Source organism: Rhodanobacter sp. G1, from assembly GCF_055397855.1.
The window spans coordinates 1406944-1427244 of sequence record NZ_AP039674.1 but is presented as its reverse complement, the minus strand read 5'-3'; the positions used below and the strand labels follow the sequence as shown (position 1 = coordinate 1427244).

The following is a 20301-nucleotide window of genomic DNA, read 5'->3' as shown; positions in this document are numbered from 1 at the left end:
AGTTGTCATCGAGCACGGGGGGAAAGGCATGGCCGATCACGACGACGCGCTGATTTCGTTTGCCGACGAGCCGGCCGGGCTTGGCCACGCGCCGCCGCACCCCTCGCCGGGCGGCGCATGGCACGTGCTGATCGTCGACGACGAACCCGACGTGCACGCCGCCACCAAGCTGGCGCTCAAGGGCATCCACGTGGAAGGGCGCGCCCTCGCCTTCAGCCACGCCCACTCCGCGGCGCAGGCGCTGAAACTGCTGGCAGCGCCCAACGACTTTGCCGTGGCCTTCGTCGACGTGGTGATGGAAAGCGACGACGCCGGCCTGCAGCTGGTACGGAAGATCCGCGAGTCGCTGGACAACCAGTCGCTGCGCATCGTGCTGCGCACCGGCCAGCCCGGCTACGCGCCGGAAATCGACACCATCCGGCAATACGACATCAACGACTACCGCACCAAGTCCGAACTGACCCAGGTGCGGCTGTTCACCTGCCTGACCATGGCCGTGCGCGCCTATGCGCAGATCCGGCAGATGGAAGCCGGCCGGCACGGCCTGGAGCAGATCCTCGCGGCCTCCGTCGAGCTGGGCAAACTGGTGGGACTGAAGAAGTTCGCCGGCGGCGTGGTCACCCAGCTGTGCGCCCTGCTCAACGTGGACGCGCAATGCCTGGTGTGCGCCGCCATGCATCCCACCGAACACACGCCCTACGTGCTGGCGGCCGGCGGCGGCTACAGCACCTGGATCGGCCTGCCGCTGCAGGACGTCCCCGAGCCGAGGGTGCGCGACAACCTGCAGCATGCCCTGCTGCGACGGCGGCACTCGCTGGGCGACGGCGCCAGCCTGTATTTCCAGGGCTACGACGGCCAGGCGCTGGCCGCCTTCGTCGACGTGCAGCGCCCCTTGCAGCCGCTCGAAAAGGAGCTGCTCGAAGTCTTCTGCAGCAACATCTCGGTGGCCTTCGAGAACCTGCAGCTCTACCTCAACATCAACGATCTCGCCTTCAACGACTCGCTGGTGCACCTGCCCAACCGCAACGCGCTGGTGCTGGCGATCGACGGGCGCGGGCCGCAGCCGACCACCGTCGCGCTGGTCGACCTGGACGGCTTCGCCGACATCAACAGCATCCTCGACGACAGCTTCGGCGACGCCGTGCTGCAGTCGGTCGCGCTCAAGCTGCGCAGCTCCTTCCCCGAGGAAACCATGGTGGCGCGCCTGGGCGGCGACCTGTTCGGCGTGTACGGCCCGACCAGGCAGGTCACGCCGGAACGCATCGCCGCGGTGTTCGCCGAGCCGTTCGCCACGAGCAACGGCGAGCCCATGCGCCTGTCCGCCACCACCGGCCTGGTGCGCCTGCCCGAGGAACCGCAACCCGGCGTGGCCGTACTGAAGAACGCGGGCGCCGCGCTCAAGCAGGCCAAACGCTTCCAGCGCGGCAAGACGCTGTATTTCGAGGCCGTGCAGGCCGACGCCGCGCGCGACCGCATCCAGATGCTCAACCGGTTGCGCACGTCGTTCTCGGAGGATCGCCTGTTCCTCCACTACCAGCCCTTCCTGCGCCTGCAGGACAATCGCGTCGTCGGCGCCGAGGCGCTGCTGCGCTGGAAAAACGCCGAAGGCCAGTTCATCCCGCCCGACCAGTTCGTGCCCATCGCCGAGCAGTCGGGCCTGATGATCCCGCTGGGCGAATGGGTGGCGCGCACCGCCATGCGCTGGCGCGCGAGCCTGCGCGGCCGCGTGGACGAGGATTTCCGGGTGGCGATCAACGTGTCGCGCATCCAGTTCGCCGAACCGGATTTCGCGCAGAAATTCCTCGCCATCCTCGACGACTCGGGCCTGCAGGGGCCGCAGGTGGAGATCGAGCTGACCGAGTCCGTGGCCATCGACAACCTCGACAAGCTGACGGCGAAACTGCAGGCGCTGCGCGGACGCGGCATCCGCGTCGCGATGGACGACTTCGGCACCGGCTATTCGTCGCTGAGCGTGATCCAGCGCCTGCAACTCGACCACCTGAAGATCGACCGCAGCTTCGTCAGCGGCAGCCAGGTGGGCGAAGGCTCGTTCGAGATCGCGCGCACCGTGATCGCCATGGCCGACCACCTGCGCCTGTCCACCATCGCCGAAGGCGTGGAGACGCAGGCCCAATGCGACGCCTTGCTGGCCGCGGGCTGCCAGGAGGGGCAAGGCTACCTGTTCTCGCGGCCGCTGGGCGAGGCGGACTTCCTCGCGTGGCTGCAAGGCCGGGGCAATCCGCGCTAGCCCCGCCCCGACGTTTGTCCGCATGCAGAGGCAAGCCATGGATCGCAGGATCATGACCCCGGCATTTCTTCCCGTAAGCCGTCCGCCCGCGCGGATCGCCACGGCGCGACCCATCGCAGGACGCGCGTCCAGGCGCCCAGCCTGGCGCCGCAAAGCGAGCGTCGCCGCATGACCCGCTCCACCGCGCCCGCCCAGGCTCCCGACGACAAGCGCTTCGCCAACATCGACCGCCGGATGGCGCTGGTCTTCGGATTGCTGATCTTCTCCCTGATGCTGGCAACGCTGCTGACCGGAGCCTGGTATGTGCGCGGCATCATGGCGCAGGATCAGGCCCGGCCGGCCCCCATGGCCAGCCACGCCGCGACCGATGCCGCAGGCCACGCTGGACGGCAGCGAACAGGCACGCTCCCGCAACCGGCGGAAAACGGGCGGCCCGGCTCCGCCTACCGGCAGTTGCCGGATCGCCAGGGCGCCATGATCGCGCTGCTGTGCCTGCTGCTGTTGTCCACTGCCGGCATCCTGGCGACTTTGCGCATCAGCCGGCACTTCGGCTTGCCCATGCGCAGGCTGGCCACGGATGCGGCGCGCGAGCGCCAGCGCCTGGCCAACATCCTGGAATCCATGCATGCCGGCACCTGGGAATGGAACGTGGAAACCGACCAGGTGACGATCAACGGGCGCCTGGCCGAGATCATGGGCTACGCGCTGGAAGAGCTGCAGCCCATCGGCAGCCGGGACTTCGCGCGGCTATGCCATCCCGACGACCTGGCCCGCCGCCGCGAAGGCTTCAGGGCGCACCTTGCCGGCAGGCAGGAGAGCTACACCTGCGAAATCCGCATACGCCACAAGGCCGGGCATTGGGTGTGGATGCTGGACAACGGGCGCGTCGCCCAGCGCCACGCGAACGGCCGCCCGCTGTGCCTGATGGGCGCCTGCCAAGACATCACCGAGCGCAAGCGCGCGGAAGAAGCGCTGCGCCAGGAGAGCGAACGTTTCGTGGCGCTGGCCCGGGTCTCCAATACCGGCGTGTGGGAGTGGGACGACGCCACCGGCGCCCAATGGACCAGCCCGGAATACTTCAGCATGCTGGGCCGCGATCCCGACGACTTCCCCGACATCAGCGACGTCTGGCTGAAGCTGATGCATCCGGACGACAGGGAGCGCGCGACGCGCAGCTTCGCCGCCTACCTCGCGGGCGGTTCGCAGGGCATGTACGAAACCGAATTCCGCCTGCTGCACGCCAACGGCGAATGGGTGTGGATCTGGTCGCGCGGCAGCACCTTGCGCGACGCCAACGACAGGCCCACCAGCCGGACGCTGGGCACCCACGTCAACGTCACCTCGCTCAAGCAGGCCCAGGCGCGGCTGCGCGAAAGCCAGGAACACCTGCGGCTGATCAGCGACAACCTGCCGGACACCATGGTGTTCCAGCTCGACTGCGGCGAGGCCGGCGAACTGCGCAGGTTCACCTACCTGAGCGACGGCGTGCAGCGCCTGTACGGGCTGCCCACCAACGCCGCGCTGCACGATGCCGCGCTGCTCTACGGAAAGATCGTTGCCGAAGACCGCCCCGCGCTGGAAGCCCGCGAGCGCGAATGCATCGCCCAGCTGAAGGACTTCAGCATGGAAGTCCGCTGCCTGACGCCCGACGGCCGCATGCGCTGGATCATGATCACCTCGTCGCCCCGGCACACGGACAACGGCCACGTGGTGTTCGACGGCCTGGAAATCGACATCACCGAACGCAAGCGGCACGAGGAAAAGACCCACGAGCTCAACGCCATGCTGGAGCAGCGCGTGCTCGAGCGCACCGCCGAACTCAGCGCGGCGCTCGACGGCCTGCGCAAGACCCAGAACGAGCTGCTGCAAAACGAAAAGCTGGCCTCCCTCGGTGCCCTGGTGGCCGGCATGGCGCACGAGCTCAACACTCCCATCGGCACCGCGGTCACGGTGGCCTCGACCCTGGTGCAGGCGCACAAGCGCTTCCGGAGCCTCGCCGAGACCGGGCTCACCCGCAGCGCGCTGACCGAATACCTGGGCGACGTGGAGGAAGGCGGGCTCATCATCGAGCGCAACCTCGCGCGCGCCGCCGAGCTGATCGGCGGCTTCAAGCAGCTCGCGGTGGATCAGACCAGCTACCAGCGCCGCTCCTACGCGCTCAACGACGTGGTGCAGGAAATCGCCATGACCATGCGCCCCGCGTTGCGCAAGACGCCGTTCGAGCTGCAGACGGAGATCCCGCCGGATCTGGTGCTGGACAGCTTCCCCGGCCCGCTCGGGCAAGTCCTCATCAACCTGATCAACAACGCCATCGTCCATGCCTTCGAAGGACGCGAACGCGGCACCATCGCGCTGCGCGCCGGCCCTGCCGGGTCAGGCTGGCTGAGCCTGACCGTCAGCGACGACGGTGTCGGCGTTCCGGTGCAGAACCAGCAGAAAGTCTTCGACCCGTTCTTCACCACCAGGCTCGGCAAGGGCGGCTCGGGGCTGGGCCTGCACATCACCTACACCCTGGTCACCGGCCTGCTCGGCGGACGCATCGAGCTGCACAGCACGCCGGGGCAAGGCAGCCGCTTCGTGCTGCACCTGCCGCTGGCTGCGCCCGCGGGCACAGGCCGATGAGGCCGTTGCCCGAACCTCAATCCACGCCCGGGCAAACCGCTGCGCCGCTGCGCGCGAACAACGTGTGCACGCTGGGATCCCAGCTCAGCGTCAAACCGCCCGGCAATCCGACCGTGATTCCTGCGTCCGCCGGCTGCGTGATCGGGCCGACCGTGACCTGGTCGCTGCCGCCGAGATGCGCGGTCGCGCTGATCGTGTAGCTCTCGGGGTTCGCGCAGGACGCCGTGTCGATGGCCTGCGACACGCTGGCGCCGCGGCGCGCGATGGCCGGCAGGCTGCCGTGCCCCAGGGTCAGCGTGCCCTGCCCGCGGCAAGTCGCCGTGAGCGTGTAGTCGATGGCGACCTGCAGCGAAGGCGCCACCAGCATGGTCGCCACCGCCTCGGGCTGCTTCGTGCAACCCACCAGGAAAGCCTTGCGCTGCGGCACCACGTGCAGCACGTAGCCGCCCGGCTTCAGGCCGGCGGTGCTCGCCAGCTTGAGCGCGATGCTCTGCGGCGTGATGCCGGTGATGACGGGTTGCATGGTCAGCGGCTGGCCCTGCACGTCGGTCAGGCTCAGCTGCGGGTTGGCGCACTGCGGATCGAGCAGGTTCGTGCCGCGCACCACGAAGGCCAGCGGCTGCTCGGCCGGATGGATCACGAACAGCGGCTGCTGCTCCGGCGTCTCCACCGCATCGATCACCGGCGCCGCCGCCTTGTCGGTGACCGGCGCCCTGGCGAGCTGGTCGACCGCCAGCGCCAGCGATGCCGCCAGCGCCTGCGCGTCGCTGCCGCGGCACGCGGCGACGGCCTTGAGGTAGGCCTGCGTGCGCTGCGCGGCGGCGTTCGCGCGCTGCGCCGCCCCCTTGACCTTGCCGTCCATGATCTCGATGGGCTGGTTCATCGCGCTGCCCAGTTGCTTGCGCAGCGCATCCTCCATCTGGCCGAGCTGCTGCGCGACCGTGCCCAGCGCCGCATCCGGATGCGCCTTCGCCTGCTGCGCGAGCCCATGCTGCGCCGTGTCGAGCTGCGCCAGCACGTAATCGCCGGTGGGACGCGCGGCGTCCTGCGCCGCGGCGTACGCGCCCCATCCACCCGCGGCCAGCAGCAGCGCGAAGCCAACCAGCCGGCGGGACAGGCTGCCTTCCCGTCGCGGCTTACTCATCGTCCGGGCAACTCGCCGAGGCCGGCTGGCCGGGCTGGCAGTCCTGCTGGTCGGGTGGCAGCAGGATGCCGGACGGCACGATGCCGAACGAACGGTAGTTCGCGGTGACCACGCTGGGGTCGATGTAGGCGTCGCCGTGGTTGCCGTTCTGCGCGCGGCCGGTCAACGCCGAGGTGGGCACGTTGACGCTGGGCGCACCGACCACGGGCAGCAGGTTGCCCTGCGCATCCACCGCATAGAAGTAGCCCGGCGGCGAGCCCACCAGCGCCGCCACCTGCTCGCTCACGCCGGTGACGTAGATCGGTGCGGCAGCGGTGCCAAGGCGCCCCGTCGCCGACCAGGTGCCTCCGCCGTCGTAGGCCCAGGTGGTGCCCTGCTGCAGCAGGTCGCCCTGCACGCCCAGGTACAGCGCCGACGTGCCGGCATTCACGGTGTACGCGCTGCCGTTCACCGAAGCCAGCGTCAGGGTCTGCGCATCGGTGAAGCTGAAGCCGGCGGTGGAGGCAAACCCGCCCAGCGTGCCGACGTGGTTGCCCATGAACTGCGTGGCCGAACCCAATACGGTCGGGCCGACCGCGCTGCCGGTCAGCGTGGCGGCCGTGATGCTGCCGCCCGCGCCGCCGTCGATGGCACCGGCGGACTGCAGCGATACGAGCTTGGCGGACAGCGCGCCGTCGATCGTCAGGCCGCCGCTGGTCGTCTGCAGCGTGATGCCGCTGCCGCCGTTGACGGGGCCCGCGACCGTCAGCGCCTCGCCGTTCAGCAGGGTGAAGCCGTTGGCGGTGAAGCTGCCCAGCGTGGCGACCATGTTCGGCTGATCCAGCGAGGTGCTGCCCGTCGACTGGCCGGTCAGCAGGCCGGCCGTGACCACGCCGTTGCTGCCTTCGCTGATCGAGCCGCCCGAGAGCAGCGTGGTCATGCCGCTGCCGCTGTTCACGCCCGCGTCGATCACCAGGCCGCTGTTTCCGTTGAGCGTCACGGCGCTGCCGGCGACATTGCCATTGACCGTCAGCGCACCCGCCGTGGTGACAAGGCTCGTCGCGCCGCTGCCGCTGTTCACCGCACCGGCCACCGTCAGCGCCTGCGCATTCGTCAGGCCGATGCCGTTCGCGCTGAACCCGCCCAAGTTGCCGATCTGGTTAGCGCCGTTCAACGTGGCCGAGCCCGAGGCGTTGCCGACCAGCGTGCCCGCCGTGACGACACCGCTGCCGCTCTCGCCGATGTCGCCAGTCGAACTCAGGGTAGTGGTGCCGCTACCGCTGTTCACGCTGCCGTCGATCGCAATGCCGGCGCCGCTCAGGTTCACCGCGCTGCCCGCGACGCTGCCGGCTACGGTCAGCGCACCCGCGGTGGTGGCGAGGCTGGTGGTGCCGTTGCCGCCGTTCACCGCACCGCTGACCGTCAATGCCCGCGCATTCGTGAAGCTGAAACCGTTTGCGGTGAAGTTGCCAAGCTTCGCAACGACGTTGGCACCGCCCAGCACCGTCGCGCCGCTGGAGCTGCCCGTCAACGTGCCTGCAGTGATGACGCTGCCGCTGCCTTCGCTGATGGTGCTGCCGGAGGTGAGCGTGGTGGTGCCGGAGCCGCTGTCCACGTCACCGTTGATGCCCAGGCCGGCTTGCCCGCCCAGTGCCACGGAGCCGCCGGAAACGTTGCCGTACACCGTGAGCGCACCCGCCGTGGTGGCGATGCTGGTGGCGCCGCTGCCGCCGTCGATCGTGCCGGCCACGGTCAGCACCTGTGCGTTCGTCAGGCTGAAGCCGTTCGCGGTGAAGTTGCCCAGCGTGCCGACACGGTTCGCGCCGTTCAGTGCCGTGCTGCCGGTCGAGCTGCCCGTCAGCGTGGCGGCGGTGATGACGCCGCCGCTGCCTTCGCTGATCGCGCCGCCGCTGGCCAGCGTGGCGGCGCCGCTGCCGCTGTTCAGGCCACCGTTGATGGCCAGGTCGCCGGCGCTGTCCAGACCGACGCCCGTGCCGCCCACGGAGCCGTTCACCGTCAAGCCGCCGCTGCTCGTGGTCAGCGTGGTGCCGCCGGCGCCACCATCCACCGTGCCGCTCACCGTGAGTGCCTGTGCGTCGGTCAGGCTGAACCCGTTGGCGGTGAAGTTGCCCAGGTTCGCGATGCCGTTGGCGTTGCCCAGCGCAACGCTGCCCACCGCGTTGCCGATCAGCGTGGCTGCATCCACCACGCCGTTCGCGCCTTCGGCGATGGCGCCGGCGCTCGCCAGCGTGGTCGTGCCGCCCGTGTTGCCCACAGCGCCATCGATCGTCAGATCGCCCGCGCTGGTGGTCAGCGACGTGCCACCCGTACCCCCATCCACCGAACCGGTGACCGTCAGCGCCTTCGTATTGGTCAAGCTGAAGCCGTTGGCGGTGAAGCTGCCCAGCGTGCCGACGGCATTCGCGCCGTTCAGCGCCGTGCTGCCTGCCGAACTGCCGGTCAACGTGGAGGCGTTCACTACGCCGGTCGTGCCTTCGCCAATGGAACCGGCGCTCTTCAGCGTGGTGACGCCGCCGGTGTTGCCCACGGTGCCGTTGATCGTCAGATTGCCCGTGCTGGTCGTCAGCCGGGTTCCGTTGGCGCCACCATCCACCGTGCCAGTTACCGCCAGCGCCTGCGCATTGGTCAAGCTGAAGCCGTTCGCGGTGAAACTGCCCAGCGTGCCGACGGCATTCGCGCCGTTCAGTGCGGTGCTGCCCATCGAACTGCCGGTCAGCACGCCGGCAACGATGGTTCCGGCCGACTGGCTGATCGCGCCATGGCTGCTGGTCAGGCTCAACGTGCCCGCGGCAGCGACAGGGCCGCCGAGGGTCAGGTCACTGTAGCCGGCCAGCGAAACGTCGCCGCCCGAGATGGCCCCCGCCGTCGCCAGCGCACCTCCGTTGGATGCCAGCGTGACATCGCCGCTGCCGGCGTCGACCGTTGTCGCCGACAAGGAGAGCGTGCCGTCGGCGATCAGGCTCACCGCACCGTTGGCGCTGTCGGTGAGCGAGGCCACCGTGAGGTCGTTCTTGTCGGCCAGGGCAATGCCTTGCCCGGAAACGGTCACCGCTCCCACGAAATCGTTGGCGGAATTGGTCAGGGCGATCGCACCACTGCCGACGTCGATGACCGTCGCGCCGCCGACCGTGATTCCGCTGCCATTCTGCGAAACCGCTCCGCTTGCGTTGATCGTCAGATTCGATCCCACCGCAAGCGAACCAAGGGTGGTCGTGACCCCGGTACCGGAGGTGGCGATGTCAAGCGACGTACCGGATGTACCGCTGACACTGAGGTTGCTGTCGGCGATGATCGCGCCCACGCCCGAGGAGCTGCCACCCACGCCTGTCGTGCCGGCGCCCGACAGGTTCACATTCACCGGCGTGGTGTAACCGGTGTAATTCAACGTGCCATCGGTGCCCGCCACGAGATTGCCGGACAGGTCGCCATCGGCTCCCTGATGCATCAGGAAGGTTCCACTTCCCGTATCGGTGAGATTGCCGATACCCGAAAACGAACCGGAAAGATCAGTCACCGTACCCTGGTTGTGACCGGTCAGCGCCCATGTCTGGTTGGCAGCCTGGATCGTGCCCACGCCGCTGTCGGCGATGTTCTCGAACGACGTCCAGTTCACCGTGCCGTTGCCGCCCGCGTTCGCGCCGGTCAGCGTGTACGTCTGCCCGCTACCCGTCAGCGTGTCGCTGTGGCCGCTGCCCGTCACCGACGTCACACCGCTCCACGTGCCGCCGATCCCCGTGCTCGTCCCGCTGCCATCCGACAGGTCGAACGTCACCGCGCTGCCGTAACCGCTGTAGTCCAGCGACTGCGCCGTCACGTTCCCACTCAGGCTGCCGCCGGTGCCGAAGTTCACCGTGCCCGTCGCGTCGCTCACGTTCTCGAACGACGTCCAGTTCACCGTGCCGTTACCACCCGCGTTCGCGCCGGTCAGCGTGTACGTCTGCCCGCTGCCCGTCAGCGTGTCGCTGTGGCCGCTGCCCGTCACCGACGTCACACCGCTCCACGTGCCACCAATGCCCGTGCTCGTGCCGCTGCCGTCCGACAGGTCGAACGTCACCGCGCTGCCGTAGCCGCTGTAGTCCAGCGCATGCGCCGTCACGTTGCCCGTCAGGCTACCGCCAGCGCCGAAGTTCACCGTGCCCGTCGCGTCGCTCACGTTCTCGAACGACGTCCAGTTCACCGTGCCGTTGCCGCCCGCGTTCGCGCCGGTCAGCGTGTACGTCTGCCCGCTGCCCGTCAGCGTGTCGCTGTGGCCGCTACCTGTCACCGACGTCACGCCACTCCACGTGCCGCCAATCCCCGTGCTCGTCCCGCTGCCATCCGACAGGTCGAAGTTCACCGCGCTGCCGTAGCCGCTGTAGTCCAGCGACTGTGCCGTCACGTTCCCGCTCAGGCTGCCGCCGGCGCCGAAGTTCACCGTGCCCGTCGCGTCGCTCACGTTCTCGAACGACGTCCAGTTCACCGTGCCGTTGCCACCCGCGTTCGCGCCGGTCAGCGTGTACGTCTGCCCGCTGCCCGTCAGCGTGTCGCTGTGGCCGCTGCCCGTCACCGACGTCACACCACTCCACGTGCCGCCGATCCCCGTGCTCGTGCCGCTGCCGTCCGACAGGTCGAAGTTCACCGCGCTGCCGTAGCCGCTGTAGTCCAGTGCCTTCGCCGTCACACTTCCGCTGAGGCTGCTGCCCGAACCGAAGGCGACCGTTCCCGTCGTATCGGCAATGTTCTCGAACGACGTCCAGTTCACCGTACCGTTGCCGCCCGCGTTCGCGCCGGTCAGCGTGTACGTCTGCCCGCTGCCCGTCAGCGTGTCGCTGTGGCCGCTGCCCGTCACCGATGTCACACCGCTCCACGTGCCACCAATGCCCGTGCTCGTGCCGCTGCCGTCCGACAGGTCGAAGTTCACCGCGCTGCCGTAGCCGCTGTAGTCCAGCGACTGTGCCGTCACGTTCCCGCTCAGGCTGCCGCCGGTGCCAAAGCTCACCGCGCCTGTCGCGTCACTCACGTTCTCGAACGACGTCCAGCTCACCGTGCCGTTGCCGCCCGCGTTCGCGCCGGTCAGCGTGTACGTCTGTCCGCTGCCCGTCAGCGTGTCGCTGTGGCCGCTGCCCGTCACCGACGTCACACCGCTCCACGTGCCGCCGATCCCCGTGCTCGTGCCGCTGCCGTCCGACAGGTCGAACGTCACCGCGCTGCCGTAGCCGCTGTAGTCCAGCGACTGCGCCGTCACGTTCCCGCTCAGGCTGCCGCCGGTGCCAAAGCTCACCGCGCCTGTCGCGTCACTCACGTTCTCGAACGACGTCCAGCTCACCGTGCCGTTGCCGCCCGCGTTCGCGCCGGTCAGCGTGTACGTCTGTCCGCTGCCCGTCAGCGTGTCGCTGTGGCCGCTGCCCGTCACCGACGTCACACCGCTCCACGTGCCGCCGATCCCCGTGCTCGTGCCGCTGCCGTCCGACAGGTCGAACGTCACCGCGCTGCCGTAGCCGCTGTAGTCCAGCGACTGCGCCGTCACGTTCCCGCTCAGGCTGCCGCCGGTGCCGAAGTTCACCGCGCCCGTCGCGTCGCTCACGTTCTCGAACGACGTCCAGTTCACCGTGCCGTTGCCGCCCGCGTTCGCGCCGGTCAGCGTGTACGTCTGCCCACTGCCCGTCAGCGTGTCGCTGTGGCCGCTACCTGTCACCGACGTCACGCCACTCCACGTGCCGCCAATCCCCGTGCTCGTCCCGCTGCCATCCGACAGGTCGAAGTTCACCGCGCTGCCGTAGCCGCTGTAGTCCAGCGACTGTGCCGTCACGTTCCCGCTCAGGCTGCCGCCGGCGCCGAAGTTCACCGTGCCCGTCGCGTCGCTCACGTTCTCGAACGACGTCCAGTTCACCGTGCCGTTGCCACCCGCGTTCGCGCCGGTCAGCGTGTACGTCTGCCCGCTGCCCGTCAGCGTGTCGCTGTGGCCGCTGCCCGTCACCGACGTCACGCCGCTCCACGTTCCACCCACACCGGTCGTCGTGCCGCCCAGGCCGAAACTCACTGCGCTGCCGTAGCCGCTGTAGTCCAGCATCGGCGCCGTCACGTTGCCGCCCACCGTGCCGTTCGTGCCGAAGTTCACCACGCTCGCCGTCACGTTGCCCGTCAGGATGCCGCCCGTACCGAGATCCACCGTGCCCGTCGTGTCCACCACATTGCCGATGCCGCTGAAACTGCCCGTCAGCCACGTGCTGACTGTGCCGGCATTGCTGCCGCTCAGCGTGTAGGTCTGACCGGCACCCTTCAGCGTGCCGGTGCCGCTGTCCGCAATGCTCCCGAACGACGTCCAGCTCACCGTGCCGTTGCCACCCGCATTCGCTCCCGTCAGCGTGTAGGTCTGGTTGGCCCCCGTGATCGTGTTGCTGGCACTGCTGCCCGTCACCGACGTCACGCCGCTCCACGTGCCACCCACACCGGTCGTCGTGCCGCCCAAGCCGAAACTCACTGCGCTGCCGTAGCTGCTGTAGTCCAGCGTCGGCGCCGTCACGTTGCCGCCCACCGTGCCGTTCGTGCCGAAGTTCACCACGCTCGCCGTCACGTTGCCCGTCAGGATGCCGCCCGTGCCGAGATCCACCGTGCCCGTCGTGTCCACCACATTGCCGATGCCGCTGAAACTGCCCGTCAGCCACGTGCTGACCGTGCCGGCATTGCTGCCGCTCAGCGTGTAGGTCTGACCGCTACCCTTCAGCGTGCCGGTGCCGCTGTCCGCAATGCTCCCGAACGACGTCCAGTTCACCGTGCCGTTGCCACCCGCGTTCGCTCCCGTCAGCGTGTAGGTCTGGTTGGCCCCCGTGATCGTGTTGCTGGCACTGCTGCCCGTCACCGACGTCACGCCGCTCCACGTGCCACCCACACCGGTCGTCGTGCCGCCCAGGCCGAAACTCACTGCGCTGCCGTAGCCGCTGTAGTCCAGCGTCGGCGCCGTCACGTTGCCGCCCACCGTGCCGTTCGTACCGAAGTTCACCACGCTCGCCGTCACGTTGCCCGTCAGGATGCCGCCCGTGCCGAGATCCACCGTGCCCGTCGTGTCCACCACGTTGCCGATGCCGCTGAAACTGCCCGTCAGCCACGTGCTGACCGTGCCGGCATTGCTGCCGCTCAGCGTGTAGGTCTGACCGCTACCCTTCAGCGTGCCGGTGCCGCTGTCCGCAATGCTCCCGAACGACGTCCAGCTCACCGTGCCGTTGCCACCCGCATTCGCTCCCGTCAGCGTGTAGGTCTGGTTGGCCCCCGTGATCGTGTTGCTGGCACTGCTGCCCGTCACCGACGTCACGCCGCTCCACGTTCCACCCACACCGGTCGTCGTGCCGCCCAGGCTGAAACTCACTGCACTGCCGTAGCCGCTGTAGTCCAGTGCCTTCGCCGTCACACTTCCGCTGAGGCTGCTGCCCGAGCCGAAGGCGACCGTTCCCGTCGTATCGGCAATGTTCTCGAACGACGTCCAGTTCACCGTGCCGTTGCCGCCCGCGTTCGCGCCGGTCAGCGTGTACGTCTGTCCGCTGCCCGTCAGCGTGTCGCTGTGGCCGCTGCCCGTCACCGACGTCACGCCGCTCCACGTGCCACCCACACCGGTCGTCGTACCGCCCAAGCCGAAACTCACTGCGCTGCCGTAGCCGCTGTAGTCCAGCGTCGGCGCCGTCACGTTCCCGCCCACCGTGCCGTTCGTGCCGAAGTTCACCACGCTCGCCGTCACGTTGCCCGTCAGGATGCCGCCCGTGCCGAGATCCACCGTGCCCGTCGTGTCCACCACGTTGCCGATGCCGCTGAAACTGCCCGTCAGCCACGTGCTGACTGTGCCGGCATTGCTGCCGCTCAGCGTGTAGGTCTGACCGGCACCCTTCAGCGTGCCGGTGCCGCTGTCCGCAATGCTCCCGAACGACGTCCAGCTCACCGTGCCGTTGCCACCCGCGTTCGCTCCCGTCAGCGTGTAGGTCTGGTTGGCCCCCGTGATCGTGTTGCTGGCACTGCTGCCTGTCACCGACGTCACGCCGCTCCACGTGCCACCCACACCGGTCGTCGTGCCGCCCAGGCCGAAACTCACTGCACTGCCGTAGCTGCTGTAGTCCAGCGTCGGCGCCGTCACGTTCCCGCCCACCGTGCCGTTCGTGCCGAAGTTCACCACGCTCGCCGTCACGTTGCCCGTCAGGATGCCGCCCGTGCCGAGATCCACCGTGCCCGTCGTGTCCACCACATTGCCGATGCCGCTGAAACTGCCCGTCAGCCACGTGCTGACTGTGCCGGCATTGCTGCCGCTCAGCGTGTAGGTCTGACCGGCACCCTTCAGCGTGCCGGTGCCGCTGTCCGCAATGCTCCCGAACGACGTCCAGTTCACCGTGCCGTTGCCGCCCGCATTCGCACCCGTCAGCGTGTAGGTCTGATTGGCCCCCGTGATCGTGTTGCTGGCACTGCTGCCCGTCACCGACGTCACGCCGCTCCACGTGCCACCCACACCGGTCGTCGTGCCGCCCAGGCCGAAACTCACTGCACTGCCGTAGCCGCTGTAGTCCAGTGCCTTCGCCGTCACACTTCCGCTGAGGCTGCTGCCCGAACCGAAGGCGACCGTTCCCGTCGTATCGGCAATGTTCTCGAACGACGTCCAGTTCACCGTGCCGTTGCCGCCCGCGTTCGCGCCGGTCAGCGTGTACGTCTGTCCGCTGCCCGTCAGCGTGTCGCTGTGGCCGCTGCCCGTCACCGACGTCACGCCGCTCCACGTGCCACCCACACCGGTCGTCGTACCGCCCAAGCCGAAACTCACTGCGCTGCCGTAGCCGCTGTAGTCCAGCGTCGGCGCCGTCACGTTCCCGCCCACCGTGCCGTTCGTGCCGAAGTTCACCACGCTCGCCGTCACGTTGCCCGTCAGGATGCCGCCCGTGCCGAGATCCACCGTGCCCGTCGTGTCCACCACGTTGCCGATGCCGCTGAAACTGCCCGTCAGCCACGTGCTGACTGTGCCGGCATTGCTGCCGCTCAGCGTGTAGGTCTGACCGCTACCCTTCAGCGTGCCGGTGCCGCTGTCCGCAATGCTCCCGAACGACGTCCAGTTCACCGTGCCGTTGCCACCCGCATTCGCACCCGTCAGCGTGTAGGTCTGGTTGGCCCCCGTGATCGTGTTGCTGGCACTGCTGCCTGTCACCGACGTCACGCCGCTCCACGTTCCACCCACACCGGTCGTCGTGCCGCCCAGGCCGAAACTCACTGCACTGCCGTAGCCGCTGTAGTCCAGTGCCTTCGCCGTCACACTTCCGCTGAGGCTGCTGCCCGAGCCGAAGGCGACCGTTCCCGTCGTATCGGCAATGTTCTCGAACGACGTCCAGTTCACCGTGCCGTTGCCGCCCGCGTTCGCGCCGGTCAGCGTGTACGTCTGTCCGCTGCCCGTCAGCGTGTCGCTGTGGCCGCTGCCCGTCACCGACGTCACGCCGCTCCACGTGCCACCCACACCGGTCGTCGTACCGCCCAAGCCGAAACTCACTGCGCTGCCGTAGCCGCTGTAGTCCAGCGTCGGCGCCGTCACGTTCCCGCCCACCGTGCCGTTCGTGCCGAAGTTCACCACGCTCGCCGTCACGTTGCCCGTCAGGATGCCGCCCGTGCCGAGATCCACCGTGCCCGTCGTGTCCACCACGTTGCCGATGCCGCTGAAACTGCCCGTCAGCCACGTGCTGACTGTGCCGGCATTGCTGCCGCTCAGCGTGTAGGTCTGACCGGCACCCTTCAGCGTGCCGGTGCCGCTGTCCGCAATGCTCCCGAACGACGTCCAGTTCACCGTGCCGTTGCCACCCGCATTCGCACCCGTCAGCGTGTAGGTCTGGTTGGCCCCCGTGATCGTGTTGCTGGCACTGCTGCCCGTCACCGACGTCACGCCGCTCCACGTGCCGCCGATCCCCGTGCTCGTGCCACCCAGGCCGAAACTCACTGCACTGCTGTAGCTGCTGTAGTTCAGCGTCGCCGCCGTCACGTTGCCCGTTACGCTGCCGCCCGTACCGAAGCTCACCGTGCCCGTCGTGTCATCGATGTTTCCGAACGACGTCCAGCTCACGCTACCGCTGCTGCCTTTGTCCGCCGTGCTGTTGTCCAGCGTGTAGGTCTGGCCACTGCCCGTGAGCGTCGCGCTGGCACTGCTGCCCGCAACGTTGGTCACATCGGCGAAAGTGATCCCGTTGGCGACCTTGGTGGACACGTCGAAGCTGGGCGCCCCCGTGACCGTTGTCGCATCAGCCGAAGTGAATCCACTGAAACCGATGCCGCCAGCCGTACCCGCGGTTGGGCCTGTCAGGGCGAATGTCGTGGTGCTCAGCCCCGTGATCGCACCGCTGCCAGAGATGGATCCCGCACCAGTTGGGCCCACACCCGAGAATGCAATTCCACTCAGCCCGGAAAGAGCACCATCCACTGTGATGCTGGTGCCAGAATCGATCGAAAGGCTCCCGCCATTGGCGGCAAAGCCAGAGCCAGTAGCGAACGTCACACCGCCCGTGCCGGTAAGAACACCACTGAGCGAGCCGGTACCCGTGGCCGAGACAACGGCACCGTTGTCGAACGACAAAGTACCACCGGCATCCAATGTCAGTGTGCGGTTGACGCTACCCGTGTAGGTGATGGCTTTCTGGACGTCAATATTTCCAGCCGCGGTGATATCGACGTTGCTGCTGTTCAATTGATTCAGCAGCGTACTGACCTTGATATTTGAATTGGGGTCGGCTGCCCCTTCATTGAAAACGCCACCGGCACCAAAAGCGTTGCCTGAATCTGCCGAAGTACTGATGGTGACATCGCCCGGATCGAGCAACAGCGTGCCCCAATGACCGGTGTCGGCGCGCAGGTCGGCGTTGCCGTCAAACTGCAGGTAGCCATGGCTCGAAACTTCCGCTTGGCCGCCATCACCCTCCCCTGCTCCGCCACGCGCCGATATGTTTCCGAAAAAACCGGTCGCCCTGTCGGACCAGACCACAACTGATCCGCCTTGGCCCGATTGCGTTGCATCGGCATCAAGCACGGCATTCGCACCCACATAGGTGACCTGCGCCGTGGTCAGTCCCTCCCCGCCATGCCAGCCACCACCCACCCGAATACTGCCACCGCCGAGTGCACCGGAAGCATCCACGCTGCCGCTGACGTTCACTTCCTGATCAGACAGCACCTGCACGCTGCCGCCGTGCACGCCGCTGGCGTCGATACTGCCGCTGTCGACGGTGTTTCCGCCCGCGCCGATCAGCCGCACCACGCCGCCATCGGTACTGATGCCATGGGCATCGATGACGCCGCTGTTGTTCACGAGGTTGGTGAACAGGTCTTCCGCGGCGGAAGCCTGCAGCACCACGGTACCGCCTTCGGCCTGCAGCGTGCCCTTGTTCGCCACCGCGGCTTCGTCGGCGGAAAGCCGCCGCTGCAGGGCACCGGTGATCTGCACGCCCACCAGGCCGTCGCCGTCGAAATCCAGCACGGCCTTGTCCGCGCCGTCGAGGTTGATGCTGCCAAGGTTGGCAACGATCAGGCCGTCGTTTTCCACCTTGCCGCCGATCAGGTTCACCGAACCGCCGCTGGCGGCTTCGATGGTGCCGTGGTTGACGATGCCGGCGCTGCCGCCGTGGGCGTCGAGGTTGAAATGGTTGGAGAGGAAATCGTCGGGCGTGAGATCCAGCGTGCTCGCCACCAGGCCGCCCACGTTCAGCTGCGCGCTGCTGCCGAAGATGATGCCGTGGGTGTTGATCAGGAACACCTGGCCGTTGGAATTGATGTGGCCAAAGATCTGGCTGGGGTTCTGGTCGAAGATGCGGTTGAGCGCGATCGCGCTGTGCGAGGGCTGGTTGAACAGCACCGAGGCATCCTTGCCCAGGTTGAAGCTCTGCCAGTTCAACGCCAGCAGCGCGGACTGCTGGTTGACCACGGTGCTGGCGCCGCTCTGCGTGATCGAACCTACGCCGCCCACTATCACGCCGCCCACCGGCATGGTGGTAGCCGCCACGCCGCCGGCGGCCGCGGCCAGCGCGCCGCCGCAGAACGCCATCGAACCGAGCGCCAGCGCCAGGCTCAGCGCCAGCCGCTGCTGCCGCAGCTGCGGCAAGTCCTTCGCCGGCCGACGGGACGCGCGCTGGGTGGTGCGGAAAATCGTGTTCATGGTCGTTGTCCGTCAGAACGTGAGGCCAAACCGGGCGTAGACGTGGTAGCCGTGCTTGTCCGAAGCATCCTGGCTACCCAGCGGCACGGCGCCGTCGAAATGGAATTCGAGGTGGTGCCAGAACGGCAGGCGGAAGATGAAGCCCGCGCCCACGCCGCTGTAGGTCACCGGCTTGAGGCCGCTGGCGCGCTCCTGCGCCACCGGGAAGCCGCGCGCGTAGTCCAGGAAGGTTTCCACCTCCAGCAACTCGCGCCACGGCCGGCCGTGGAACGGCGACGGCTTGGCGCTGAAGCCCGGCGCGTCCACGTGGTATTCCAGCGAGGTGTAATAGCCGCGCGCGCTCAGCGCATCGGCGATCGGGTAGGCGCGCACGCTGTCCGGGCCGCCGATGGCGAACTGCTCCAGCGGCGCCAGCACGTCCTTGCTGTATTGCCCGTTGAACTTGAAGTACAACCGCTGCGTCTTGGTGAGGAACTGCAGGCGGGTATACGAGAAGCGCTCGGACAGGAAGCTGGTGGAATGATCCGGGCTGACCAGGTCAGGCTGCTTGGAGTCGTCGCTGATCGACTTGCGCACGCTCACCTGCAGCAGATCCACGCCGTTGAAGCGCTTGTCGGTGTGCTCCATGCCGAAGCCCAGCTCGGCCAGCTTGAAGCGCTCGTCGGACAGCGGGAAGTTGAAGCCGCCCAGTTCCAGCTTCGATTCCTCGCGGATCAGGTGCAGCGACCCGAGCATCTTCAGGTCGGTGTTGTTGACGAATTTCCAGTCGGCGCCGCCGAAGTAGGACGTGCTCGGCCCCTTCACGTGCAGGTTGGCGAACGCGCCGGAATTGATCTGCAGTTCGCTGCGCGTGGCGCCCAGCACGCCGCTCAGGCCGGGCACCACCACCGTGGGCGCGCGGTAGCTCAGCGAGCCGAATACGTTCTGGCTCGGATCCAGCGCGTAATCGACGTTGGCGGCCAGGCTGTCGCCTATGCCCAGCGGGTTGTTCCAGGTGATGCCGGCCTGCGCGCGGTAGCGGCCGGTCAGCTCGGTGCCGTAATTGTTCGCGCCCAGCGTAATGGTGTAGGGCTTGGTTTCGCGCGCCACCATGATGAGGTCGGTGGCGCCGGTCGTTTCGCCGGGCTGGAAGGTGGCGCTGACCGACACGCCCGGCAAGTCGCGGTCGTACAGCAGCGCCGTGCTCACTGCGCTGTTCTGCAGCGCCTTGCCGCGCAGCTTCTCGGCCGGCGCCGCAATGACGCTGGCGCGGTAATGCTTGTTGCCCTTGACGATGATGCGGCCGATCTCGCCTTCCAGCACGTGGATGTGCACCACGCGGTCTTCGCCCACCGTCTGCGCAGGCAGGTAGGCAGTGGCCAGGACGAAACCCGCGGCGCGGATGCGCTTGGTGATGACGTCGGCCACGCCCTGCAGCTGGTCGAAGCCGAGCTTGACCGGCTGCGTCGCGCTGCCGCCCAGCTTGCTGAACTGCGCGTCGGCCAGCGCCTGGATGCTGGCCGGGGTGATGCCGTCTTTCTTGTGCTGGCCGACGCCGTCCACGCGAAAGCCGCTCACGACAATCTGCTGGGTCTGCGCGCTGCCTTCGTCGCGATCCCGCAGTGGCGGCACCACGCGATCGGGCGGCGGTGGCGGCGGCGGCGGCGGGATCACTGCAGGCTGCACCTCGACAGGCGCGGCCGCCACGTTGTTCGCCGCTCCCGGCACGTGCATGGTGTAGGCCACCACCTGCTCCGGCAGGTAGGCATGCGCATCGGCAAAACCGGCCTTGTGCAGCGCCTCGGTGATCCGCGCCGTCAGCACCTGCAGTTGCGCCGCATTCAGCGCGACGCCTTTCCCGGCCGACGCCATCGCCTGCTGGTATTCGTGGTCGATGATGCCTTGCACGGTGGACTGCGCCGCCGGCCCGGCATTGGCCGGCACGCCACTGACGAGGATCTGCGGCGGGCTGCCGCCCGCCGCCTGAGCCCACGCTTCCCCGGTTCCCAGAATCAGCGCCAACGCGGCTGCCAGACAAACCCTGCGCACGGCAATCCCCTTCACGTAATCGAAAGTCACAAAACCGGACTATCCCTGGCTTGCAATGCGCAAAACGGCGCGATTTCCGGTCACGGCGGAAAGCCCGGCAACCGATGCGCGCAGCGTTTTCCCTCTCCTCCG

Annotated in this window: 5 protein-coding genes; 2 read left to right on the top strand and 3 right to left on the bottom strand. The window is 68.1% G+C overall.

Going from position 1 to position 20301, the window contains the following annotated elements; genetic code table 11:
* Positions 1–28 precede the first annotated feature (28 nt).
* Positions 29–2248: a bifunctional diguanylate cyclase/phosphodiesterase gene (locus ACZ5Z2_RS06415; RefSeq protein ID WP_464761121.1), complete on the top strand. Its 2220-nt coding sequence runs from the start codon at positions 29–31 to the stop codon at positions 2246–2248.
* A gap of 168 nt (positions 2249–2416) precedes the next feature.
* A complete protein-coding gene (locus ACZ5Z2_RS06410) occupies positions 2417–4870 on the top strand; it encodes a PAS domain-containing sensor histidine kinase (protein ID WP_464761120.1) in 2454 nt (817 codons plus the stop codon).
* Positions 4871–4886: 16 nt separating this feature from the next.
* On the opposite strand, the gene ACZ5Z2_RS06405 is transcribed toward ACZ5Z2_RS06410, so the two are convergent.
* From ACZ5Z2_RS06405 to ACZ5Z2_RS06395, 3 genes are read right to left on the bottom strand one after another with little or no spacing between them, the layout of a single operon-like run.
* On the bottom strand, positions 4887–6014 hold the full coding sequence (locus tag ACZ5Z2_RS06405) for a hypothetical protein (RefSeq protein ID WP_464761119.1): 1128 nt from the start codon (positions 6012–6014) through the stop codon (positions 4887–4889).
* Positions 6007–18141 (bottom strand): filamentous hemagglutinin N-terminal domain-containing protein, encoded by a 12135-nt coding sequence (locus tag ACZ5Z2_RS06400; protein ID WP_464761118.1) that lies wholly within the window; start codon positions 18139–18141, stop codon positions 6007–6009. The genes ACZ5Z2_RS06405 and ACZ5Z2_RS06400 overlap by 8 nt, the downstream gene beginning before the upstream one ends.
* Before the next feature lie 12 nt (positions 18142–18153).
* Complete coding sequence (locus ACZ5Z2_RS06395; RefSeq protein WP_464761117.1) at positions 18154–20199, bottom strand: ShlB/FhaC/HecB family hemolysin secretion/activation protein; 2046 nt, start codon at positions 20197–20199, stop codon at positions 18154–18156.
* Between the last annotated feature and the right edge of the window lie 102 nt (positions 20200–20301).